Origin of the sequence: Limosilactobacillus ingluviei str. Autruche 4 (assembly GCF_000312405.1) — a bacterium.
Lineage (GTDB): Bacteria > Bacillota > Bacilli > Lactobacillales > Lactobacillaceae > Limosilactobacillus > Limosilactobacillus ingluviei.
In genome coordinates, this window is record NZ_HE997173.1 from 14,071 (window position 1) to 31,864 (window position 17,794).

General features: G+C 52.2%; 17 protein-coding genes. All 17 read left to right on the forward strand.

Going from position 1 to position 17,794, the window contains the following annotated elements:
- Window positions 1–140 precede the first annotated feature (140 nt).
- Window positions 141–569, forward strand: a complete 429-nt coding sequence (mraZ, locus tag BN54_RS00165; protein ID WP_040469655.1) for a division/cell wall cluster transcriptional repressor MraZ — start codon at window positions 141–143, stop codon at window positions 567–569.
- 32 nt (window positions 570–601) lie between these two features.
- Window positions 602–1,549: a 16S rRNA (cytosine(1402)-N(4))-methyltransferase RsmH gene (rsmH, locus tag BN54_RS00170; protein ID WP_019205095.1), complete on the forward strand. Its 948-nt coding sequence runs from the start codon at window positions 602–604 to the stop codon at window positions 1,547–1,549.
- Window positions 1,550–1,568: 19 nt separating this feature from the next.
- The gene (locus BN54_RS00175; RefSeq protein WP_019205096.1) at window positions 1,569–1,934 is read left to right on the forward strand and encodes a hypothetical protein; all 366 of its coding nucleotides are present in this window, start codon (window positions 1,569–1,571) and stop codon (window positions 1,932–1,934) included.
- On the forward strand, window positions 1,931–4,096 hold the full coding sequence (locus BN54_RS00180; RefSeq protein ID WP_019205097.1) for a penicillin-binding transpeptidase domain-containing protein: 2,166 nt from the start codon (window positions 1,931–1,933) through the stop codon (window positions 4,094–4,096). The genes BN54_RS00175 and BN54_RS00180 overlap by 4 nt, the downstream gene beginning before the upstream one ends.
- 21 nt (window positions 4,097–4,117) lie before the next feature.
- Window positions 4,118–5,083 (forward strand): phospho-N-acetylmuramoyl-pentapeptide-transferase, encoded by a 966-nt coding sequence (gene mraY, locus BN54_RS00185; RefSeq protein WP_019205098.1) that lies wholly within the window; start codon window positions 4,118–4,120, stop codon window positions 5,081–5,083.
- A 9-nt stretch (window positions 5,084–5,092) separates the two neighbouring features.
- Window positions 5,093–6,481 carry a UDP-N-acetylmuramoyl-L-alanine--D-glutamate ligase gene (gene murD, locus BN54_RS00190; RefSeq protein ID WP_268869334.1) on the forward strand — a complete coding sequence of 463 codons (1,389 nt, stop codon included), beginning with the start codon at window positions 5,093–5,095 and terminating at the stop codon, window positions 6,479–6,481.
- 2 nt (window positions 6,482–6,483) lie between these two features.
- Window positions 6,484–7,581 carry an undecaprenyldiphospho-muramoylpentapeptide beta-N-acetylglucosaminyltransferase gene (gene murG / locus BN54_RS00195; protein ID WP_019205100.1) on the forward strand — a complete coding sequence of 366 codons (1,098 nt, stop codon included), beginning with the start codon at window positions 6,484–6,486 and terminating at the stop codon, window positions 7,579–7,581.
- A 30-nt stretch (window positions 7,582–7,611) separates the two neighbouring features.
- On the forward strand, window positions 7,612–8,460 hold the full coding sequence (locus BN54_RS00200; protein WP_019205101.1) for a cell division protein FtsQ/DivIB: 849 nt from the start codon (window positions 7,612–7,614) through the stop codon (window positions 8,458–8,460).
- A gap of 174 nt (window positions 8,461–8,634) precedes the next feature.
- A complete protein-coding gene (gene ftsA, locus BN54_RS00205; RefSeq protein WP_019205102.1) occupies window positions 8,635–10,023 on the forward strand; it encodes a cell division protein FtsA in 1,389 nt (462 codons plus the stop codon).
- A gap of 27 nt (window positions 10,024–10,050) precedes the next feature.
- Window positions 10,051–11,313 (forward strand): cell division protein FtsZ, encoded by a 1,263-nt coding sequence (gene ftsZ, locus BN54_RS00210; RefSeq protein ID WP_019205103.1) that lies wholly within the window; start codon window positions 10,051–10,053, stop codon window positions 11,311–11,313.
- Window positions 11,314–11,332: 19 nt separating this feature from the next.
- Window positions 11,333–11,758 carry a cell division protein SepF gene (locus BN54_RS00215; RefSeq protein WP_019205104.1) on the forward strand — a complete coding sequence of 142 codons (426 nt, stop codon included), beginning with the start codon at window positions 11,333–11,335 and terminating at the stop codon, window positions 11,756–11,758.
- A gap of 32 nt (window positions 11,759–11,790) precedes the next feature.
- A complete protein-coding gene (locus BN54_RS00220) occupies window positions 11,791–12,063 on the forward strand; it encodes a YggT family protein (RefSeq protein ID WP_019205105.1) in 273 nt (90 codons plus the stop codon).
- Window positions 12,064–12,102: 39 nt separating this feature from the next.
- A complete protein-coding gene (locus BN54_RS00225) occupies window positions 12,103–12,885 on the forward strand; it encodes a YlmH family RNA-binding protein (RefSeq protein ID WP_019205106.1) in 783 nt (260 codons plus the stop codon).
- Window positions 12,886–12,901: 16 nt separating this feature from the next.
- A complete protein-coding gene (locus BN54_RS00230; protein WP_019205107.1) occupies window positions 12,902–13,612 on the forward strand; it encodes a DivIVA domain-containing protein in 711 nt (236 codons plus the stop codon).
- Between the two features lie 331 nt (window positions 13,613–13,943).
- On the forward strand, window positions 13,944–16,739 hold the full coding sequence (gene ileS / locus BN54_RS00235; protein WP_019205108.1) for an isoleucine--tRNA ligase: 2,796 nt from the start codon (window positions 13,944–13,946) through the stop codon (window positions 16,737–16,739).
- 304 nt (window positions 16,740–17,043) lie between these two features.
- On the forward strand, window positions 17,044–17,262 hold the full coding sequence (locus BN54_RS00240; RefSeq protein WP_019205109.1) for a cold-shock protein: 219 nt from the start codon (window positions 17,044–17,046) through the stop codon (window positions 17,260–17,262).
- On the forward strand, window positions 17,252–17,794 hold the full coding sequence (locus BN54_RS00245; protein WP_019205110.1) for an NUDIX hydrolase: 543 nt from the start codon (window positions 17,252–17,254) through the stop codon (window positions 17,792–17,794). Before BN54_RS00240 ends, BN54_RS00245 begins: the two co-directional genes overlap by 11 nt.

Here is a 17,794-nt window from a genome sequence, read left to right on the forward strand (position 1 = left end):
GGCCGTTAGTCGGCTTGAAGACGCGAAATTGGGTGGCCAATATCGCGTTTTTTATTTTTTAGGGGAATTCGGGAAATTGCGTGGTGAGAAGTGGGGGATTGTGGTAGACTTGACTTGTGATCGCAAGGGAGGTGGCTGCTTTGTTTATGGGTGAATTTAATCACACGATTGATCCAAAGGGGCGCCTGATTATTCCCGCTAAATTCCGCCAGCAGTTGGGGGAGCGGTTTGTCATTACCCGGGGGCTGGATCAGTGTTTAGCTGGTTGGCCGCTGAGCGAATGGGAAAAATTACAAGCCAAATTGCGGGCCTTGCCGATGACGAAGAAAAATGTCCGCCAGTTTGTCCGCTTTTTGTATGCGGCCGCGGTGGAATGTGAATTTGATAAGCAAGGCCGGGTCAACCTGTCGGCGACCCTGTTGGATTACGCCCAATTAAAGCAAGCGTGCGTAGTCGTGGGGGTGGCCACCCACTTTGAAATTTGGGATACTGCTACCTGGCAAACCATCAATCAGCAGGCTGCGGCAGATTTTGCGGCGGTAGCTGAGGAATTAGATTTTGATTTTTAAGCACTTCGGGCAGCTAAAGGAGGAACTGGTTAATGGAATTTGCACACGTCACCGTTTTGTTGCACGAAGCGGTCGATGCCTTGGCGATTCAGCCGACGGGGACTTATGCGGACGCAACCTTGGGTGGCGGGGGCCACAGTGGCTTGATTGCCAGTCAATTGGCGCCGGGGGGGCACTTATATTCATTTGACCAGGATCAAGTGGCAATTGATTACAACCAGGATAATTTAAAAGCGCCGCTGGCGGCGGGAACCTTAACCTTGGTTAAAGCCAACTTCCGCCAGCTAAAGGCAGAATTGGCCGCCCGCGGCGTGACGGGGTTGGATGGGATTGTTTATGATCTGGGGGTTTCATCGCCCCAATTTGATGATGCCAAGCGGGGCTTTTCTTACCAACACGAGGCTCCCTTGGACATGCGGATGAACCAAGCCCAGGCCCTGTCAGCCAAAGAAGTCGTGAATGAATGGTCGTATGCCGATTTGGTGCGGATCTTGTATCGTTACGGGGAAGAATCCTTTGCCAAATCGATTGCCCGCGCCATTGAACGCCACCGGCAGCAAGCGCCGATTGAAACCACGACGGAATTAGCTGAGATTATCAAGGAAGGAATTCCGGCCAAGGCCCGCCGGCATGGTGGGCACCCGGCTAAAAAGAGCTTTCAAGCGATTCGTATCGCCGTCAATGATGAATTGGGAGCCCTAGAAAGCTCCTTGGAGCAAGCCCTCGATTTATTGAACGTCCACGGGCGCATCGCGGTGATTACCTTCCAATCCTTGGAAGACCGGTTGGTCAAGACGATGTTTAAAGAACGAACGTCGCTTCCGGAATTGCCCCCAGGTTTACCGGTGATTCCTGCGGCCAGCCAACCGGCTTATCGCTTGGTGAATAAGAAACCGATTTTGCCTTCGGCCGCGGAATTGGCGGCAAACCACCGCGCCCACAGTGCAAAACTCCGAATTATTGAACGCGTAAAGAAGTGAGAATAGGAAAGTGGTCTGAATGGATGAAAATACGGCACGTGAACTGAGACAGCAAACCCAGCCTACGCCCGCGGCGCAGCCAACCGTAACGGCGCAACCAACGGTGGGGCGGGTTCCGTTTTCAAAATTTGAAATTCTCTTAGGGGTGGTCTGCACGGCGCTAGTGGCGTGGATGGTCGTTAGTTTGATCTCGGCCAAGATTGCGTTGAACAACCACCAACACACTTTGCAACAGGTTCAAAACCAAATTGCCAAGGTTAACAGTTCAAATACCAGCATCCAGCAAGAAATTGCCGAGGCCACCAGTCAAGCAAACCTGCAAAAGGTTGCGAAGAAGTACGGTTTGACCGATGCCAATTCAAGTGTAAGGAACGTTAACCGATGAATGAACAACAGTCTCCGAAACGAACGGTAAAAGAGGAAAGTCACCGGAATCACCGGGCCTTTGGGTTAGGCCTGTTTCTGATTGCGCTTTTGATTTTTTCCTTGTTTATCGTTCGTTTTGGCTATATCGCAATTTTTAAGGATGTTAAAAATCATAACTTAAAAGCGGCTGCGCAACGGATGTATACCAATACGCAAATTATTACCGCTAAGCGGGGAACTATTTTTGACGCCAATGGCAATGCGATTGCCCAAGATACCAGTAAATATACTGTCGTAGCCGTCCTCAGTCATACGATGAAAGAACCGGATGGCAAGCCGCTCTATGTTAAGGATAAGGAGCACACGGCGCAGGTTTTGGCTAAGTACTTGAAGGTAAAGCCGAAGCAAATTAAAAAAACCTTAAATACCAAGGGCGCTTTTCAAGTCCAGTTTGGCCCGGCCGGCAGTAATCTGTCAGTGGCCACGATGGAAAAGATTAAGGCGGAAAAGTTGCCGGGAATTTCCTTTATTAAAACGCCGGCCCGTGAATACCCCGAAGGGCAGTTTGCCAGCCAACTGGTTGGTTTAGCGGTCCCTAAGGCCAGTCATGGGACCACGAAATTAGTGGGCCAACTCGGGCTGGAAGCCACGAAAAACAAGCTGTTAAGTGGGAAGAACGGGCTAAAAAAGTCGATTAATGACGTTTATGGGACCCAAATGGCGGACTCGACCAGTCAGGGCCGGCCGGTCCAAAATGGGGCCAATATTACCACGACCTTAGATAACAGTCTGCAACACGACCTTGAAACCCTGGTCGGAAAAGTGTATGGCAGTGCCAAACCAGCGGGGTTAACCGCCGTGATCATGGAGGCCAAGACTGGTAAAATCCTGGCGGCAACGCAACGCCCCAATTACAAATCAGATGCGCCGGCGTGGACCAATGCCTTGGTCCAAGATACCTATGAACCAGGGTCGACGATGAAGATGTTGACCCTGGCGGCGGCGATTGACTCGGGCCACTTTAACCCCAATGCCACGTATAACTCGGGGGTCTGGAATATTGGTGGCGGCCGGGTAACTGACTGGGTAACGTCTGGTTGGGGCAGCATTTCCTACAAGGAAGCCTTTTACCGGTCCAGTAACGTCGGGTTTGCCCACATTGAACAAAATATGGGTTCTTCGACTTGGATGACCTACCTCAAGCGCTTTGGCATGCTCAAAAAGGTGGGGGTCTATGGGATGGGCGGTGAACAAGCCGGCTATACCAACTTCAAAGGAACCTTGGAGCAGACCAACACCGCCTTTGGGCAGGGGATTACGGTCAACGTGATGGAAATGATACAAGCCTTTTCGGCGATTGCCAATCACGGGAAAATGGTCAAACCGTATTGGATTCAAAAAGTGACAGACCCTAAATCGGGCAAAGTTCTCAAGCGTGTCAAACCCCAAACGGTCGGCCACCCCATCAAGGCCAGCACTGCCAAGCAAGTGCTTAAGTACATGCAAGGGGTGATTTATAACAAGGTCGGGACCGGGAGTGCCTACAAAGTTGATGGGTACCGGATTGCCGGGAAGACCGGGACGGCCCAAATTGGGGGTGCCAGTGGATATGAAACGGGGTCGACGGCCTACATCTATTCCTTTGCTGGGTTTGCCCCCGCTAAGGATCCCAAGTACATCATTTACATCACCATGAAAAAACCCACCAAGGTCAATGGTTCGGCCGAGCAGACGATTGCTTCGATCACCACGCCGTTGATTAAGGACTTGCTGGAAAAAGAAAAGCTGAAGACCGCCAAAGAACAAGGCCTGGTGAAGTTGCCGAACTTGGTCGGGATGACCACGGCGGCGGCCCAAAAAGGGATGACCAATAAAGGCCTGATTCCGGTCGTCTTAGGTAGCGGGGAAAAGGTCCAGGCCCAATCGCTGGCCGCGGGCAACCAGGTAACCTTGCATAACCGGGTCTTCTTATTGACCGGGGGGCAAGTTAAGATGCCGGACTTGACGGGCTGGTCGCAAGCTGACGTCAGCCGCTTGGCCCAGGTGTTGGGTTTGAAGTTGGAAAGCAGCGGCGGGGGCTTTGTCAATAAACAAAATCTCAAGAAGGACAGTGTCGTCAAGCCCGGGCAAATCTTACGGGTCACCTACCAGGACCGGGGCAGTGTGACGGCGAAAAAATAACACCAAAAAGAGGAGGAGATTATGATTTTTAATATCTTGTTATGGGGTGGCGTGGGCTTCGCCCTGTCATTTCTGATTACCTTTTTGTTGATGCCACAATTGATTGCCTACTTCCGGGCGAAAAAAGAGGGGCAACAGATTCGCGAAGAAGGGCCAACCTGGCACCAAGTCAAGGCGGGCACGCCGACAATGGGGGGCCTGTTATTCTTGATCAGTACGGTGATTGGGACGTTGGTAGCCGGTTTTGCCACGAACCTGCTGAACAACACCCTGTGGGCCTTGCTCTTTACCTTGGTGGTCTTTGGCCTGATTGGAATGTGGGACGACAGCATCAAGATTTTTAACCACCAAAACGAAGGCTTTAAACCCTGGCAAAAGTTCTTAGCCCAAGTGATCGCGGCAATGATTTTTACCGTCATTTACCAGCACGAAGGCTTCCAAATGGGCTTTGGCAATATGAATCTCGGCTGGTTATATGGTCTGTTTATCATTTTCTGGATGGTCGGGTTTTCCAATGCCGTTAACTTAACGGACGGGTTGGATGGCCTGGTTGATGGCCTGGCCACCGTGTCGTTTGCGGCCTACCTGGTGATTGCGTTAGTGCAAGGGCAAGGGGAAGTCGCCTTGTTCTGTTTGGCAATGATCGGGGGCTTAGTGGGCTTCTTTAAGTACAATCACAAGCCCGCCAAGATTTTCATGGGGGACATGGGGTCCTTAGCCCTCGGGGGCGCTTTGGCCGCGGTGGCCTTGTTGCTGCACCACGAGTGGTCCTTGTTGTTAATTGGGATCGTCTATGTGATTGAAACGGCCAGCGTGATCCTGCAGGTGGCGTCCTTTAAGATGACGGGAAAGCGGATTTTTAAAATGACGCCGATTCACCACTCCTTTGAAATGGATGGGTGGAGTGAATGGAAGATCGACGGGGTCTTTTGGGCCTGCCAATTATTAATCAGTGCCATTACGGTCGCAGTCATCTGCTTTATTTAAGAAAGGTTTATGAAGGAAACAGCAATGAAAAACATCAGTAAGTATCAAGGAAAAAAAGTCCTGGTAATTGGGTTTGGGATCAGTGGGATCAACGCGGCCAAGTTGTTGGTTAAACTCGGCGCTACGGTCGTGGCCAACGACCAAAAGGTGCCGACTGATCCAAGCATCGAAGCCGATTTACAAGCTGCGGGGATTGAAACGCTAACCGGGTCTAACCCCTTGAGTTTAGCCGACGCGGGCTTTGATTACGTGGTCAAGAACCCGGGGATTCCCTATGATGTTCCGTTAGTGGCCAAGTTTGTAGCCCAGGGGACCCCGATTATTACCGAAGCGGAATTGGCCGCCGAAATTTTCGCGGGCAACCTAGTCGCGGTTACGGGAAGCAATGGGAAGACTACGACGACAACCTTGATTCAAAAGATGTTGGCCGCTGGTTTGCCCCACCGGGTGGAATACGCGGGCAACATTGGGGTCTCTTTCTCCAAGGTGGCCCAAGAATTGACCGCCAGCGACACGATTGTGACGGAGCTCTCCAGCTTCCAACTGTTAGGGGCACCAACGTTGAAGCCCCACGTGGCGGTGATCACGAATATTTTTGCCAACCACCTCGATTACCACAAGACGCGCCAAAATTACGTTAACGCGAAGTTAAATATTACTCGTCATCAGACCAAGGAAGATTACCTGGTTATTAATTGGGACCGGGAAGAATGGCAACAATTGGCCCGGCGGACGGACGCGACGGTGGTCCCGTTTTCCCGGGAGATGAAATCGAAGGCTGGTGCCTACGTGGAAAATGGCAACTTCTGTTGGCGCGGTGAAGTGATCATGCCGGTGGCCAAGCTGCGGTTGATCGGGCCGCAAAACGTGGAGAATGCCTTAGCCGCCATTGCCGCAGCGAAGCTCAGCGGGGTCGCTAACGAGGCAATTATTGAGGTTTTGACGACCTTTGCGGGGGTGCGGCACCGTTTGCAGTTCGTGACGGAATACCAAGGCCGCCTCTTCTACAACGATTCCAAGTCCACCGATATTGAAGCAACGGAGGTAGCCTTGCAAGGTTTTAGTCAACCGGTGATTCTCTTGGCGGGGGGCTTGGACCGGGGCTACACGTTTGAACGATTGGTGCCATACTTTAAGGCCCACGTGAAGCACATGATTGTCTTTGGGGAATGTGAAGATAAGATGGCTGCAGCCGGAATGGCGGCCGGGGTGCCGGTGACCCACGCCGCGGATGCAGTGGCAGCCGTCCCGGTGGCCTGGCAATTAAGTGCCCCCGGGGATGTGATCTTATTGTCCCCGGCTAATGCCAGCTGGGACCAATTCCCGAGTTTTGAAGTCCGGGGCGATAAGTTTATCGCTGCGGTCGAAGCATTACAAACCGAACCAAAGGAGGGTTAAGCATGCGATTAATGGTTTCTGGCGGGGGGACCGGGGGACACATCTATCCCGCCCTGGCTTTAATTGAACGCTTAAAGGAACTCGATCCGACAACGGAAGTCCTCTACGTTGGGACGACCCGGGGCTTGGAAAACCGGATTGTTCCTGCGGCGGGACTAAAATTGGTGACCTTGCGGACCCAAGGCTTTAAGCGGTCCTTATCCCTTGAAAACTTTAAGACGGTTTACTTGTTCTTAAAGTCGGTTCATGAAGCCAAAAAGTTGATCAAAGACTTTAAGCCTGATGTAGTGCTAGGGACGGGGGGCTACGTCAGCGGGGCCGTGCTGTATGCGGCGGCCAAGCTGCATGTCCCAACGGTGATTCACGAACAAAACAGTGTCGTGGGGGTCACCAATAAGTTTTTAAGCCGCTACGTCAATGAAATTGCCATTGCCTTTGAAGCGGCGCGGGACCAATTTCCGGCGGACAAGGTCACCTTGGTCGGCAACCCGCGGGCCCAGCAAGTGGCCGCCCAGCACCAATCAGATTTTCGATGGTCGTCGATTGGCTTGCAAGATGACGTGCCGACTTTAATGGTCTTTGGAGGCAGCCAAGGAGCGCCGAAGATCAACCAAAGCGTCGTCGAAGCGATTCCGACCTTTAACCAACGGCCCTACCAGGTCCTGTTTGCGACCGGCCAAAAGCGCTATGACGCGGTCCAAAAGGCGTTGGCGGATGTGAAAGTAGGTGCGAACGTGAAGGTTGTGCCATATATTGAGGACATGCCAAAGAAGTTGCCAAAAGTGGCAACCTTGGTTTCCCGGGCGGGCGCAACCACGATTGCTGAGATTACCGCCATTGGGGTGCCGACGGTAATGATTCCCAGTCCGTACGTCACGGCCAACCACCAGGTGAAAAACGCCCAAGCCTTGGTTGACCAGGGAGCCGCGCGGATGATTGTTGAAGACGAATTATCGGGCGCAACCTTATTAGCGGCGGTGGATGATTTGATGACCGATCAGGCCTTGCGCGCTAAAATGGCAGCGCAATCCAAGGCGATTGGCCACCCGGATGCGGCGGACGCCCTGATTAAAGTCTTAAAAAAGGCCCAACAAGACTAATTTTTTGTTTCCATGAAAGGGGGGACCCCAATGGCCACGGATTATCAAAATAATGACCAACACCGGCGTTACAATGAACGCTTGGCCCGGTTGGAAGAGCGGAGTGTAATTGCCTTACAGCAGGGGAAGAAAACCCGCCGCCCGCGGTTGAAAAAACGCTTGCCTCAAATCAAGCAGTTTCGGCTGCGCAGTAATCTGCGGCGCATTTTAAGCATTGTGGTTCCCTTTGGCTTGATTTTGTTGTTTATGCTTTATATCGTCTCACCCTTGGCCCGAATCAAGACGGTGACGGTAACGGGGAATCACCATCTAACCGCGCGCCAGGTGCAAGCGGCCACGCAAGTGCGGCCGGGGCGCTTTGTTTGGGCGACGTTGGCGATGAAACCAGCTCGCTTGACCCAGATTCAACACCGGAATTCCCAATTAAAGCAGGTCAAAATTATCTTGACGGGACCGCAAAGCGTCGAAATTGCGGTCAAGGAATATGATGTGATCGGATTGGTCAATGCCGGTAAACGCCCGCAGCTTTTGCTAAGCAACGGCAAGTTCCGGCCGGTCACGGGCCAGGTGGATCAATTTGTGGCTTACGCGGGCTTTAACGATCATTACCCGATGCTAAAGACGACGGCCAAACGGATTGGTAAATTAGCCCCGGCCGTGCGCAATGGGATTTCGGAAGTCACTTATTCGCCGACGACCTTGGATAAACAACGCCTAAAGTTACTGATGAATGATGGTAATACCGTCTTTGTCAAAGCCAGTGAAATTGATGAAAAAATGAGTTATTATCCGTCCATTGTGGCCAACACCGATGGCAACCGGGTAATTAATCTGGAATTTGGGGCGTATTCTTATGAATACAGTTCAAAAGATAAGTAAAATGACAGGGGTTTCACGCCGGACGCGTGGTCTTCCTGAGAAAAGGTGGTTAAATCGCGGTGAAATCCCGATTTAACCACCTTTTGTCGCATAATCTGTGGTAAAATTTAAACATAAATACCATTAGAAAATAATAATAAAATTAATATTCAGTATTAGGAGGGTTCCGGAGAGATGAATAACTCACAAATCTATGTTGGTTTAGATATTGGAACCGCCTCGATCAAAGTATTGGTGTGTGAAAACGTCAAGGGAAAACTAGAAGTGGTTGGGGTTGGCTCTCATCCGTCTGGCGGCCTCAGTCATGGGGCAATTGTCGACATTGATAAGACGGCGCAAGCCATTAAGGCGGCGGTTGAACAAGCCAAGGCCAAGTCAGGCGTCGATATTCAAATGGTGACCGTTGGGCTACCAGCCAACTATTTAAAGCAAAATGAAGTCCACGGGATGATTACGGTTGCCGATCAAGGGCAACCCCGTGAAATCAGCGACCGCGACGTCTTGGCGGTCACCCAATCGACTTTGTCGCAGGCGTTGCCACCGGAGCGTGAAGTGATTGATTTGGTGGCCAAGGATTTTGCGGTTGATCAATTCCGGGGAATTCAAGACCCCCGTGGAATGGCCGGGGTGCGGTTAGAATTGTGGGCCACGCTGTATTCTGGTTCGAAGACAATTGTGCACAACACTAAGAAAGCGGTCGCTGCCGCGGGGCTCAAGCTACAAGACTTGGTGGTGGGTCCAATGGCCACCGGCTTCAACCTCCTGTCTGATGGTGAACAAGACTTCGGGACCTTGTTAATGGACTTTGGGGCGGGCCAGACGACGACCAGCATTATCCATGATCACCAGTTAAAATTTGCCTTCGTTGATCCAGAGGGAGGCAAGTACGTGACCAAGGATATCTCAACGGTCCTCAATACCTCGCAAAAGAATGCGGAACGGCTGAAGCTTGATCATGGCTATGCTTTGGCCAGTGTGGTTGAAGATGACGTTCAATTAGCCGTTGATGTGGTTGGCAAAAGCCAGCCAGTCAATTACACTGAAAAGTACCTGGCCGAAATTATTGAAGCGCGTTTGCGGCAAATCTTCCGGCGGGCCAAGGATCGCTTGGATGCGATCGGGGCACCAGAATTACCAGGGGGCTTGGTCCTCTTGGGCGGTGGTGCTGCGATGCCAGGTTTGCGCGAATTGGCCAGTGAATACTTCCCTGGCAATATTCGCGTGGTGGTCCCAGAACAAATGGGGATTCGCCATCCGGGGTACGCGACGGCCCTTTCGTTGACCATGTACGAAGCCAGCTTGAGCGATGTAGCGCGGCTGATTAAGCAAACGCTGCATGATGACGCTCTGATTGAAAGTCCCAGTCAGCGGACCGTTAATCAACCAGTGGCTCCGCAGCCCGCACCGGCTAAAAAGAGTAAGCCCTTGAGCTTCCGCCGGCCAGCGGCCCCAGCGGCAAAGCCAGCGACCCCGCCATCTGAAGAAGCACCCGCACCGGCACCGACGAAAAAAGCCAGTGCCAAAAATGGGCTGCGCAGCTTCTTCAGCAACTTTTTCGATTAATAAACCACATACGGAGGAACACTTTTTATGGATAACGTAACCAGCACTGACCAAATGGAACTAAAAGGCGCCAGCATCAAAGTCATTGGGGTTGGTGGCGGTGGGGGCAACGCCGTCAACCAAATGATCAATGAAAAGGTCAAGGGGGTTGACTTTATTGTTGCCAACACTGACCTGCAAGCCTTAGATGGTTCCGCGGCGCAAACGAAGATTCAACTGGGGCCTAAATTGACCCGGGGACTGGGAGCCGGCTCTAACCCTGAAGTTGGTTCGAAGGCCGCGCAAGAAAGCGAATCCCAAATTTCAAAGGTCCTGGAAGGGGCCGACATGGTCTTTGTTACCGCCGGAATGGGCGGGGGCACTGGGACGGGGGCGGCTCCCGTCATTGCCAAGATTGCTAAAGATTCCGGGGCCTTAACGGTGGGGGTCGTGACGCGGCCCTTCTCCTTTGAAGGGAGTCGGCGGGCCCAGTTGGCTGAAGAAGGGTTGGAACGCCTGAAGAAGAGCGTCGATACCCTGATCGTGGTGGCCAACAACCGACTGTTGGAAATGATTGACAAGAAGACGCCGATGATGGAAGCCTTTAAGGAAGCTGATGATGTGCTGCGCCAAGGGGTGGAAGGGATCTCAGATTTGATCACCAACCCGGGGTACATCAACTTGGACTTTGCCGACATTCGGCACACAATGACCAACCAAGGTTCCGCTTTGATGGGGATTGGTTCGTCGACCGGCGAAAATCGGGCCAGCGAAGCAACGAAGAAGGCGATTTCTTCGCCGCTGTTGGAAGTGTCAATCGACGGGGCCGAACACGTCTTGGTCAACGTTACTGGGGGCAAGAACTTATCAATGTTTGAAGCCCAAGAAGCTTCCAGCGTCATTCGCCAAGCGGCTAACACCAATGTGGACATTACCTTCGGGATGGCCTTGGATGACAACCTGGGCGATGAAGTGCGGGTCACGGTCATTGCCACCGGGATTGACAAGAAGAAGCAAGAACAACGGCGGGCGGCCCAAGAACAAGCGCAAACGCCTGCGGCAGAAGAAACTAGTGAACCGGCGCCAACCGCTGGCACTGGGGCCCCAAGTGAACAAGCGGCGCCAGTCAAGGAAGATCCGTTTAGTGGTTGGGATGATGATTTAGGCACGGAATTGACCAACCGCCAAACGGATAACTTCAGTAACGTGGAAAAACCGGACTTTAGTGTTCAAAACGATAATTTGAGCAACGTCGATGACGGGGGCGAAGATTTATCAACGCCGGCCTTCTTTAAGAACCGGCGCAAGTAATTGACAAGGGGGTAAGCAAATGGCCGGTAAATTTTTGAGTAATTTCTTTGGCATCAGTGACGAACCGACTGCTACGGAGTACTACGCCGAAAAGAGTCCAGCCACCCCGGTCAAACCAGTGGTCCAACCCAGTAATCATAAGGTGGTTTCGATTCAGCAGGGCTTGAATCGGGAACCCGGCCGGATTGCGTTGTTCGAACCACGGATTTACAGCGACGTCAGAGAAATTGGCAAGCAATTGTTGAATGGGCAAGCGGTGATTGTCAACTTTACCCAAGAAGATCAAAAGACCGCGCTGAAGACGATTGATTTCTTAAACGGGGTTGTGTTTGCCATTGACGGGAAGATGAAACGGATTGGGGAGCAAATTTTCTTGTGCACCCCGAAGAATTATGAGGTCAGTGGCCGCACGATTGATGGGCACCGGGATACCCCGGACCTGTAAGCAGTGGCCCGGACGGCTCGAGGGGGAATAGTGTGATTAGTTTTTTAGTAATGGTGGTCGGCTCCCTGTTGGACCTGTACACCATGGCGATTGTGGTTTGGTGTATTTTAACTTGGTTCCCAGGGGCGTTGAATTCCACGTTTGGCCAGTGGCTGACTAAACTGGTAGAACCTTATTTAGGCTTCTTTGAGCGCTTGATTCCATCGATTGGTGGGGTTAGCTTTGCGCCTGTAGTGGCCGTCTTGGTCCTTTGGTTGGCTCAATCGGGACTGCGGTTCTTAGGCCAGTTGCTGGTGGCAATGTAAGCTTGGTCCCCAAGCGCCGCATGGGTGAAGGAGAGAAAAATGGCACGTGATTTTCGACAGCACTTCCGGGCGGAAGAAGGGGCGTTTATTGATCAGGTTCAGGATTGGCTCCAGCAGGCCAGTGGCGAATACCGGCCGGTGCTAACGGATTTTGCTAATCCCCGCCAGGTCTACATTGCCCAAACCTTGGTGAACCAAGTTGATGACGTAAAATTAGCGCACTGGGGTGGGTATCCCCGGGCGGAGATGCAACGCTTGTTGTTTTATCCGGCTTACTTTGAACCGACGGCCGCTGATTTTAACCTGGCCTTGTTGGCGGTAGCTTATCCGGTGAAGTTTATGGAACTTCATCATCGGCAAGTCATGGGGACTTTAATTGGTGAAGGCTTAGAGCGAACGGCCTTTGGCGACATTTTACGTCAGGAGCAGCGCTTTCAAGTGGTGGTCAAGCAAGAACTGGCGCCCTTTATTCGCCAGGAAATTACCCACGTGGGTAAGGCGCGGGTTAAGTTTGTCCCCGTTGATTTTGCGGCCGTGTTAACGCCGGATGTGGATTGGGAACCATTGCAGACCACGGTAGCGTCCTTACGCTTGGATGCCGTAGTGGCCGCGGGCTTTAATTATTCGCGGAACCGGGCCAAGCAAACGATTGAAAAGGGCTTGGTGCGGGTCAACTGGGAAACGATTGATCGCCCGGACTATGAGTTAGACGAATATGATTTACTTTCGGTTCGCCACGCTGGGCGGCTGCGCTTGCAAGCGGTCGGTAATCGGAACCGCAAGGATAAATTGCGCGTGGAAATGGCGATCGTGAAAGCATGATTTGGAGGAATTTGAAATGACGTTAACGGCGGATGAAATTGCAAACAAGAAATTTGACACCAAGATGCGGGGGTTCAACCCGAATGAAGTTAACGACTTTTTGAAGCAAATGGCTGCTACGGTAGCAGATTTGACCGAAAAGAATCGTGAACTGAGTGAACAGGTCAAGGCCAACGAAGAAAAGCTCAAGTACTTCACGGACTTGAAGGATTCTTTAAACAAGTCGATTTTGGTTGCCCAAGAAGCGGCTGATAAGGTGAAGAGCAACGCGAAAAAAGAAGCCGAAATTGTCGTTCGGGAAGCCCAAAAGCAAGCGACCGATATTGTTTCGGAGGCCAACGACAAGGCCAATGCGGTGATTGAAAACGCGGCCAGTCAAACGCGCAAGTTGACGACGGAAACCAATGACTTGAAGAAGCAAACCCGGATTTTCCGCCAACGCTTGCAAGTTATGTTGGAATCCCAATTAGAAGTCGTTAAGAGCAAGGATTGGGACGAGCTGCTGGCCAATGACGATTTAAGTCAATATGATGAAATTGAAAAGATCTTGGGCTCAAGGGTTGACAAGGTTTCAAATGAGAGTGTAGAATCAACGGCAACTGATCAACCAGCAGTCAGCGCAGCAACGCCCACGCCACAAGCATCGGCCGCGGCGAGTGAAGCACCGGCCCCAGAGGGCGAAACGGTCGTTATCTTCCCGGAAGCAACGGAGAAGCCGGCTGACTAATGGTAAAGGCTCCAAAGCAATGACGAGGACGGGCAAACGGCAACGGATGACAGCGAACCGGTGGATGGTGCAAGACCGGTGATCCAGCTTGTTTGTAAATCACCTCGAGTGTGTCGCTGATCCGTAGGCGATGCCGGTTCATGACCGTTAGCAAATGACTGAGTTTAGGGGGCAACCCCTAGAGAACCAGGGTGGTACCACGAAGACACTTCGTCCCTTTTGTTGGATGCAGTGTCTTTTTTATTTCGGTTGGGCCAGGAGCCGTGATTGGCAAAACATAGCAATTTCTAAGTCCGATCGGCTTGGAAAAATTAATTAGGGGGAAAGCAAGATGCGCGTTAAGGACACCTTAAACTTGGGAAAAACCAAGTTCCCGATGCGGGGCCGCTTGCCGGAAACGGAAGGTAAGCGGGAACAGCTGTGGGAAGAAAATAAAGTATATCAACTACGGCAAAAGTTAAACGAAGGGAAGCCAACCTTTGTGCTGCACGATGGCCCACCATACGCCAACGGGAACATCCACGTTGGCCACGCCATGAACAAGATTTCCAAGGACTTTATCGTCCGTTACAAATCAATGAGTGGCTACCGGGCGCCATACGTCCCCGGTTGGGATACGCACGGGCTGCCAATTGAACACCAATTGACCAAGGCCGGTCACGACCGCAAGAAGATGTCAACGGCGGAATTTCGCAACCTGTGTCGGGACTTTGCCTTAGAACAAGTGCAAAAGCAAATGGCCGGCTTTAAGCGCTTGGGGGTCAGCGGGGACTGGGAACACCCTTATTTGACCCTGCACAAGGAATTTGAAGCGGCCCAAATCAAAGTCTTTGGTGCCTTTGCCAAGAAGGGCTTGTTATACCAAGCTAAGAAGCCCGTTTACTGGTCCTGGTCTTCCGAATCGGCCCTGGCCGAAGCGGAAGTCGAATACCACGATGTTGTAGCCAAGACGGCCTTCTTTGTGGAACAAGTCAAAGATGGCAAGGACCTCTTGGATGACAATACTTACATGGTGGTTTGGACGACGACGCCATGGACGATTCCAGCGTCAGAAGCCGTCGCGGTGAACGCGGATTACGAATATGTCGTGGTTAAGCCAGCCAATGATGACCGGAAGTTTGTCGTGGCCGGCAGTCTGCTGGCTAGTCTGACGGAAAAGTTAGGCTGGGAAGACGTTGAAACCCTGCAAGTCGTTAAGGGACAAGCGTTAGAAGGGATGACGACCAAGCACCCATACTTGGACCGCGAGCTGTTGGTTGGGTTAGGTGATTACGTTACTGATGATACCGGGACGGGGTTAGTTCACACCGCGCCTGGTTACGGGGACGATGACTACCGCTTTGGGAAGCAATACGACTTACCGATCTTTGCTCCAATTGACGACCAAGGGAAGCTGACGGCCGAAGCGGGCGAGGGCTTTGAAGGGGTCTTCTACCAAGACGCGGATGATATTTCCCTGGCCAAGTTGGCGGAAAATAATGCGCTCTTGTTGCAAGAACCGCTTAAGCACTCCTACCCATTTGACTGGCGGACTAAGCAACCAATCATTTTCCGGGCAACTGACCAATGGTTTGTTTCCATTGACAAGATGCGCGATGAAATTCTCGCGGCAGTTGACGAAGTGGAATACAAGCCAGAATGGGGGAAGGTCCGCCTCTACAACATGCTCCGCGACCGGGGCGATTGGGTGATCTCCCGGCAACGGGTCTGGGGGGTTCCTTTGCCAATCTTCTACGCGGAAGACGGCACGCCAATCATGACCGAAGAAACGATCAACCACGTTTCCGACCTCTTCCGGGAATATGGGTCCAACGTCTGGTTTGAACGGGAAGCCAAGGACTTGCTGCCGGACGGCTTTACCAGTGAACATTCACCAAATGGCGTCTTTACCAAGGAAACTGATATCATGGACGTCTGGTTTGACTCGGGTTCCTCCCACCAAGGGGTTCTGGCCGAACGCGACAACCTGACTTACCCGGCTGATCTGTACTTGGAAGGTTCTGACCAGTACCGGGGTTGGTTTAACTCCAGTTTGATCACCAGCGTGGTGGTCTCGGGTCACGCCCCGTACAAGCAGATCTTGTCGCAAGGTTTCACCTTGGATAAGAAGGGCAACAAGATGTCCAAGTCCTTGGGGAACGTGATCGATCCGGCCAAGGTGGTCAGTGACATGGGGGCCGAAATCATCCGGCTCTGGGTCATGTCCGCAGACACTTCCGCTGACGTGCGGGTTTCGATGGGGACCTTCCAACAAATTTCGGAAGCCTACCGGAAGTTGCGGAACACCTTCCGTTTCTTGTTGGCCAACACGGCTGACTTTGCGCCAGCCCAAGATACGGTTTCCTTTGAAAAGCGGCTCGAAGTTGACCGTTACATGACGGTGAAGTTCAACCACTTCTTAGCGGCCATGCGCCATGACTTTGACCAATACGACTTCTTGAATGCTTACAAGCGCTTGATTAACTTTGTTAACAACGATTTGTCGGCCTTCTACATGAACGTGGCCAAGGACGTGCTCTACATCGAACCAGCCAAGTCCTTAGCTCGGAAGTCGATGCAAACGGTCTTCTATGAAATTCTGACGACCTTGGTCAAGTTGCTGACGCCGATTTTGCCACACACAACCGAAGAAGTCTGGGAATACATGGATGAACCAGAAGCCTTTGTTCAATTGACGGAGATTCCCGAACCGCAAAGCTTTGCGGATGAAGCCGCCTTACTGAGCCGGTGGGAAGCCTTCATGGAATTACGTTCGCACGTCTTAAAGGCCCTGGAAGAAGCCCGGAATGCCAAGCTGATTGGGAAGTCTTTGGAAGCCAGTGTCGTTTACTACCTGACGCCAAGCCAGTTAGAACTGGTCAACAGCTTGGATGCGGATGCCGCCTTGCTGTTTGGGGTTTCGAAGTTAACTTTAGCTGCCGCCGATGAAGCGCCAGCTGAATTGGAACGCTTCAGTGACCAAAGCGCCGTGGCCGTAGCCGCCGCGCCAGGTGAAGTCTGTGATCGGTGCCGGATGACCAAAGAAGACGTCGGTAGCGACGCAGCTTACCCAACTCTGTGTGCCCGTTGTGCTCACGTTGTGCGGGAAAACTTCCCGGCAACGGTAACGGAAGGTTTGGAAAAGTAATCATTCCGGCGCTGAAGGCGCGAATGTTGTAAAATAAGAGGCTGGGAGAAAACTATGTTTTCTTCCAGCCTCTTTTTGGTTTTTCGAATATTACACAGATCACGTGGGAAATAACCGCAAGCCTAGTGGATAAGTACGAACGAAGAACGACGCGTACCGCGCCAACCTTCGTTCTAGCTTATCCATCCGGCTTGCCGAGAAGGTTATTTCCCACTCCCTTATTTGCATTGAGGGGGCAGATTTGAAAAGCCCAGCCGAAAATGGTATTTTGGAAAAATAAGTTAATGAAAACGGAGGGAACAGCGTGGAAGGAACAGTAACAAGATTTGATCGGGCCAAGGGCTGGGGCTTTATTGAAGTCCCAGACGAAGGCGAAGTGTTTGTCCACACCCAAGCCATTGAACCCGCCAGCCGGGGCTTGATGCAACCGGGCCGGGTAGTTGAACTGGTCTTGGTCGCTGGTCGGCGGGGCTGGCAAGCGGCTCACGTGCAAGTAAAGGCGGTGCGCGGAAATGAAATTTGAAGAAACCCTGTTGAGTCGTCAACCCGTGTTTGACGGGCGGTTGATTCAAGTCGAAGTCCAACAAGTTAAAACCCCCAGTGGCCGCCAGGCCCGCCGCGAAGTGGTCCACCATGCCCCGGCCGTGGCGCTGCTGATGATTGATGAGGCCGACCGGGTGATTTTAATGAAGCAATGGCGGGCGCCGATTCAAAAGTTGACCTATGAAATTCCGGCCGGGAAAGTCGACGCGCGCGATGGGGGGGATCCCCGCCGGGCCGCGATCCGGGAAATGAATGAAGAAACCCGCTTGCAAGCGGCCCACCTGGAAAAAATCAATGGCGCCTATACCTCAATTGGCTTTTGTGATGAATATATGACGACGTACTTGGCGACGGGGCTGAGTCCAGTCGCGGATCAATTGCCCCAGGATGCGGATGAAGAATTGGCCATGGTCAAGCTTGACCGGCAAACGGCCTTGGCGATGATCGAGCGTGGTGAAATTGAGGATCAAAAAACAATTAGTGCAATTTACTATTGGCTCGCCCGGGGGTAA